The sequence below is a fragment of the Pseudomonas edaphica genome (genome assembly GCF_005863185.1).
Taxonomy (GTDB): Bacteria; Pseudomonadota; Gammaproteobacteria; order Pseudomonadales; family Pseudomonadaceae; genus Aquipseudomonas; species Aquipseudomonas edaphica.
In genome coordinates this window covers 1-5839 of sequence record NZ_VBVZ01000396.1, presented here as the reverse complement: position 1 = coordinate 5839, position 5839 = coordinate 1, and the positions used below count along the sequence as shown (strand labels likewise).

Sequence of the window (5839 nt, the reverse complement as noted above, 5' to 3'; positions counted from 1 at the left end):
GCGTACTGCATGGGCCGCCGAATTCCGCAAGCGGGATCGCGTTGAACGACGTGCCATGGGCTTTTATCGATGTGCCTCTCTCCGCTGTTCTGGATACGCTCATCTTGCCCTACACGATCTACCAGCAAAATGTCGATGGCAGCATTGAGCTTCGCTAGTCCCTCGCAGCTAACAGCTTCCTGGCTCTTTTACGCTATAATCCCGCCCTTTAGCTGTTTCTCGCTCAGGCGGGAGGCACACTTTTTTCAGGCGCAACCCGCCTGCATGCAGACTAAAAGAGGCTAGACCCCAGTGGCATTGACGATTCTTGGCCTGTCCGGCGCCCTTAGCCATGATCCTTCCGCAGCGCTGTATATCGACGGCAAGCTGATCGCGGCCGCCGAAGAAGAGCGCTTCGTACGCGACAAACATGCAAAGAACCGCATGCCCTACGAATCGGCGAAGTTCTGCCTGGAACAAGCCGGCATCAAGCCTTCCGACGTTGACGTGGTGGCGATCCCGTTCGCCCCGATCAGCCTGTTCGGCGAGGCGCGCTGGCACTACGCCAAGCGTTACTGGTACGCCCCGGACCGCGCCCTTGACGCGATCCTGATGGGCAACCGTCGCTACAAGCGCTATCGCAACAAGATCGTCTGGTGCCTGGAGCAGCTGGGCTTCGATCCGAAGAAAATCAAGATCGAGCCGGTTGAACACCACCTGGCCCACGCTTCCAGCGCCTACCACTGCTCGGGTTTCCAGGAAAAAACCGCGATCCTGGGCATCGACGGCAAAGGTGAGTACGCCACCACGTTCTTTGGCTACGGCGAAAACGGCAAGATCCACAAGATCAAGGAATTCTACGACCCGGACTCCCTGGGCGGCCTGTATGGCGCGATCACCGAGTTCCTCGGTTTCGAGATGCTTGACGGCGAGTTCAAGGTCATGGGCATGGCGCCGTATGGCGACGCCAGCAAATACGATTTCTCGCGCCTGGCCTCATTTGAAAACGGCGAGTTGGTGATCAACACTGACTACGCCAACGTCATCGGCCTGCGTCGTTATAAAGAGAAGGGCAAGGGTTTCTACTTCTCGCCAAAACTGATCGAGTGGCTGGGTCCAAAGCGCGAAGGCGACATCGCCGACGAGCCGTACATCCACTACGCAGCCAGCATGCAGGCGCTGTTCGAGAAGCTGGCCTTGCAGATGATCGACCACTACCTGGGCGACATCCTCAAGGACACCGGCAAGCTGGCGTTCGCCGGTGGTTGCGCGCTGAACGTCAAGTTGAACCAGAAGATCATTGCCCGCGATGACGTTAAAGAGCTGTTCGTGCAGCCGGCGTCCGGCGATGCCGGCACCGCGGTTGGCGCGGCGGCCTATGTGTCCCACGCCCGTGGCGTGCCGGTGGAGAAGATGGAACACGTCTATCTCGGCCCGTCCTACAGCAATGAAGACGTGATTGCCGCGTGCGCCAAACACGAAAGCAAGCCGGTGTGGCGCAAGATCGAAAACATGCCCAAGCGCATCGCCAAGATCATGGTCGACGGCAACCCGGTGGCCTGGTTCCAGGGCCGCATGGAGTTCGGCCCGCGTGCGTTGGGCGGTCGTTCGATCATCGGTTGCCCAAGCGCGACCGGCGTGGCCGACCGCATCAACCACCAGATCAAGTTCCGCGAGCGCTGGAGGCCTTTCTGCCCGTCGATGCTCGACACCGTGGCCCCACAGATGATCAAGGTCGATCACCCGGCGCCGTTCATGACCTTCACCTTTGAAGTGTCCGAAGAGTGGAAAACCCGCGTACCGGAAGTGGTCCATGAAGATGGCACCTCCCGCGCCCAGGTGCTCAAGCGCGAATACAACCCGCGTTACTACGACATGATGAAAGAGCTGGAAGTATTGACCGGCAACGGCGTGTCGCTGAACACCTCGCTCAACCGCCGTGGCGAAGCGATGATCTGCTCGCCAACCGACGCGCTGAACATGTTCTTCGGCTCCGACCTGCAGTACCTGATCATGGAAGACATCCTGGTCGTCAAAGACGGCGTGGACCCTTATGACTCGGTCGGCTGAGCGCCACGTCCTGCAGTTCTGCCACGGCTATGACGGGCCGTTTCTGGACTGCGCGCGGCAGTACGCCAGCCTCTTCGCAGGCACAGGCTACAAGGTGACCACGGTGTTTCTCACCGGGGTCGCCGACCCCGATGTGGCCGCCGGTTGCGCCTCTGATGAAGTGCTGTTCATGGAGTTCAGCTCCAAGGCCATTCGTGGCCTCAAGCTGGGCGCCATCCGTGAATTGCGCAAAATCGCCGCGTCGCGCAACTTCAGTTTCTGTATTGCCCACCGCTTCAAGCCGATCTACATCGCCTTGCTCGGTACGCGCCTGCCAGTGATCGGCGTACATCACGCTTTTGGTGATTATCAGCGCAGCAGCCGCAAGCTGTTTGCCTCGATTTTCAGCAAGCGCCTGAGCCTGCTCGGTGTATCTGACGCGGTGCGTGATGATATGCGCCGCTGCCTGCCGGCCTGGCCGGCGGCACGTATCCAGACCTTGTATAACCGCATCGATGTCCAGGCCATGCAAGCGTTGCAGGTGTCGGCCGATGAGGCGCGCGATGCCTTGGGGCTGTCGCCGGATGAGTGGGTGGTCGGCAACGTCGGCCGCCTGCACCCGGACAAGGACCAAGCCACCTTGCTCAAAGGCTTTGCCTTGGCCTTGCCGCATTTGCCGGCGCAGAGCCGGTTGGCGATCCTCGGCACCGGCCGCCTGGAGCAAGACCTTAAGTCTCTGGCGCGCGAACTGGGCATTGCCGAGCAGGTGCTGTTCCTCGGCCAGGTGCCGGATGCGCGCCGGTATTTCCGTGCATTCGACGTCTTTGCCCTGAGCTCCGACCATGAGCCGTTCGGCATGGTGCTGCTGGAGGCCATGGCCGCTGGCGTGCCGCTGCTCGCCACGTCTTGCGGCGGCGCCAAGGAAGTGGTTGAAGGCGTGGGCATCCTGTTTCCGTTCGGCGATGCCGAGCACTTGGGGCAGGGCCTTCGGCACTTGGCCGCGATGGGTCGTCAGCAGCACCAGCAGTGCGCCGAGATGATGCTTGAGCGCCTGCACCAACGGTTTTCGGATCAGGCCGTGCGCGATACCTTCTGGCAGTTGCCTGCTGTCACCGAACTGACCGCGAGGGCTTGATGCTCAATCGATTCCAAGGCTTTCGCGAGCGCGGTTGGTCGGTCGTTGACGCGCCGACCTACAGCGACGCCTGGCAGCGTTTTGGCGGCAGTGTCGCCACCCATCCGCAGGTGGTCGAGCGTCTGGCCGGGCTGGCCGAAATTCCGGTGCGCTATTTGGCCTGGGAGCAAAGCGGCGAGCTTAAAGCGTGTATTGCGACCTGGGGGCGCGACCTGGCGTTGTCCAAAGACGTGCTCAAGCGCAATGGCAAAAAAGGCTTGTTCGACCTCGGCAACGCCGAGTTGATCCTGCCCGCCGCTGCCGATGCCCAGGCGCCGCTGCGCCATCGCGCGCGTTACCTGTCGGCCCTGAATGAAGGCCGCTTTGCCGGCATCAAACTCCAGGCCGAACAGTTGGCCATGGCGCGCACGCCTGAAGAACTGTCAAAAAAGTTTCGCTATAACCAGCGCCGTGAATTGCGCCTGCTGGAAGAGGCGGGCGGTGTGGTGCGGCCGGTGCAGGACTTCTCCAGCGCCGAGCTGGCGGCGATCTACTGCGACCTGTTCCAGCGCCGCTGGGGCTTCGCGGCCACCGGTGCCGCGCATATGGCGCAGGTGATCGAGCTGTTGCGTGAGTGGCTGATCGGTTCGGTGATTTTCCTCAACGATGCGCCGATTGCTGTGCAATTGGTGTATCGCGTTGAAGCGCCGCAGTGGGTCAGCGTCGAATACATCAATGGCGGCGTAGACCCCGAAACCCGCGCGTTCAGCCCCGGCAGCGTGCTGAGCTTCCTCAATACGCAAAGTGCCTGGGAACAGGCGCGGGAAGTCGGCAAGCCGTTGCGCTTTTCGTTCGGCCGTGCGGACCGCGAGTACAAGGACCGTTGGTGCAACCCCGTGCCGGTGTTCACCGTATGAGTACTTCGACCAGCCGCAAGCAGGCGTTGCTCAAGCGCCATCGCCGCAATAAGCGCATCGGGCTGCTGGTCAGCCTGCTGGTGCTGATTGCGGTGGGTGTGCTGGTGGCCTGGTGGTTGCCGCTGCTGTTGGCGGTGCTGGCCTGGGTGGCCCATGAAGCCTGGTTTGCCGACCATCTGTTTTACTCGCCCAAGGACGACTATCAGTATCAATTTGCCGCCGATACCGAACAGCCCAAGGTGACGTTGGACAAGGGCCGGCTGGTGCTGGGCCAGACGCTGGAGCTGGCGGGCGATGAGACCTTGATCCTCGCACTGCGGCTCAAGAGCAACCTGCTGGGGCGGTTTATCGATCCCTATGTTGCGTTGCCGGGCGGCGACCGCCAAGTGTTCGAACGCGGCGTCAACGGCCTGCGCTACCTCAATCTCACGGGTCAGGCGCAAGCCTTGCTGGCTGGGCAGTTGCTGTTGCGTGGCCGGTTTTGCCGGGTACAGGGTGAGCCTGTGCTGTCGGTGTTCCGCCAGCCGGATGTGCGTCAGCAGCGGGTGATGGTGATTGCGCCGCATGCCGACGATGCCGAACTGGCCGCCTTTGGCCTGTACAGCCAGGCAGCACAGCCCTGGATCGTGACACTGACCGCCGGGGAGATCGAAGCCGAGCATTATCAGCACATGGGCCTGGGCAAGCTTGAAGCGGCGCGCCTCAAGGGCCGGCTGCGGGCCTGGGACAGTATCGCCGTGCCGCGCTGGGCGGGCGTGGCACAAGAGCACTGCGTTCAGCTCGGGTATTTTTGCCTGCAGTTGGCGGCGATGAAGGCCGAGCCTGCGCGTGCCATAGCGTCGCGGGAAGCCGAGTTGAGCGATATTCGCCTGTTTCGCCAGTTCAACCCGTTCCCACTGCCCGCCGACGCCGATGGCCAGCCGACCTGGAACAACCTGCTGGCGGACCTGCGTGCCGTGCTGTTGATGGCACGTCCTGAGGTCATTGTGCTGCCGCATCCGGTGATCGATCCGCACCCTGACCATATCTGCGCTCAGCAAGCTGTATTGGAAGCCTTGCAGGGCCTGGAATGGCAGCCGACGACCTTGCTCGGTTACGCCAACCATCTGCATGACAACGACCGCTGGCCAATGGGGGATTCGGGCAATAGTGTCGCTTTGCCGCCATGCTTCGACTCCACTTACATTTTGCAACCATATTGCATGCCAGTATCGGAGGAGCGGCAGTGTGAAAAGGCCATGTCGCTGGGCATGATGCATGACTTGCAACCGCAGATGCCGTTCAAGCGGCGGGTGCGGCGAGTCATACAGCGTCTGCTGGCGGGGAGGGCCGTCTCACCGTGGGGTGAGAACGAGTTTTTCCGCAAGGCCATTCGGCGTCATGAACTCTTTTGGTTCATCAAGCACAAGTAACGTTAAGCAACGTGGTGGCGCGCAGCGCACCTCAGTACCAAATGACAGTGAGTCCCCCTTGAGCAATTCGTGCCCCCGCATCCTTTTCATTATTCCTTACTTTGGCCGCTGGCCATTCTGGATGCCGTTTTTTCTCGAAAGCTGCCGCCAAAACGCGGACATCGACTGGTTGCTGTTCAGCGACTGCCCGATGCCGGCCAATGTGCCGGACAATGTCCGCATCGAAAGCATCACCTTTGCCGATTACTGCGCGCTGGTTTCCCAGCGGCTGTACATCAATTTTGCACCCTTGGCGCCGTATAAGCTGTGCGACATCAAGCCGGCGTTGGGGCATATCCACGCTGATCGCCTCACCGGTTACGATTTCT

Annotated in this window: 6 protein-coding genes; all 6 read left to right on the top strand. The window is 61.2% G+C overall.

Going from position 1 to position 5839, the window contains the following annotated elements; translation table 11 throughout:
* Nucleotides 1–5: 5 nt before the first annotated feature.
* Entirely contained in the window at nt 6–158 is a 153-nt protein-coding gene (locus FEM54_RS22415) for a YceK/YidQ family lipoprotein (RefSeq protein WP_338109344.1), read from the top strand.
* A gap of 133 nt (nt 159–291) precedes the next feature.
* Entirely contained in the window at nt 292–2049 is a 1758-nt protein-coding gene (locus FEM54_RS22410) for a carbamoyltransferase family protein (RefSeq protein WP_017138507.1), read from the top strand.
* On the top strand, nt 2033–3163 hold the full coding sequence (locus tag FEM54_RS22405) for a glycosyltransferase (protein ID WP_138453089.1): 1131 nt from the start codon (nt 2033–2035) through the stop codon (nt 3161–3163). Before FEM54_RS22410 ends, FEM54_RS22405 begins: the two co-directional genes overlap by 17 nt.
* On the top strand, nt 3163–4059 hold the full coding sequence (locus FEM54_RS22400; protein ID WP_017138505.1) for an antimicrobial resistance protein Mig-14: 897 nt from the start codon (nt 3163–3165) through the stop codon (nt 4057–4059). The genes FEM54_RS22405 and FEM54_RS22400 overlap by 1 nt, the downstream gene beginning before the upstream one ends.
* The gene (locus tag FEM54_RS22395; RefSeq protein ID WP_138453087.1) at nt 4056–5471 is read left to right on the top strand and encodes a PIG-L family deacetylase; all 1416 of its coding nucleotides are present in this window, start codon (nt 4056–4058) and stop codon (nt 5469–5471) included. The genes FEM54_RS22400 and FEM54_RS22395 overlap by 4 nt, the downstream gene beginning before the upstream one ends.
* Before the next feature lie 58 nt (nt 5472–5529).
* Nucleotides 5530–5839 (top strand): DUF6625 family protein (locus FEM54_RS22390; protein ID WP_338109343.1); only part of this gene is annotated, 310 nt, incomplete at its 3' end.

Excerpts from the sequence above, each read along its gene's own strand:
- FEM54_RS22395 (WP_138453087.1), top strand. The coding sequence starts at position 4,056 with ATGAGTACTTCGACCAGCCGCAAGCAGGCGTTGCTCAAGCGCCATCGC.
- FEM54_RS22405 (WP_138453089.1), top strand. The coding sequence starts at position 2,033 with ATGACTCGGTCGGCTGAGCGCCACGTCCTGCAGTTCTGCCACGGCTAT.
- FEM54_RS22400 (WP_017138505.1), top strand. The coding sequence starts at position 3,163 with ATGCTCAATCGATTCCAAGGCTTTCGCGAGCGCGGTTGGTCGGTCGTT.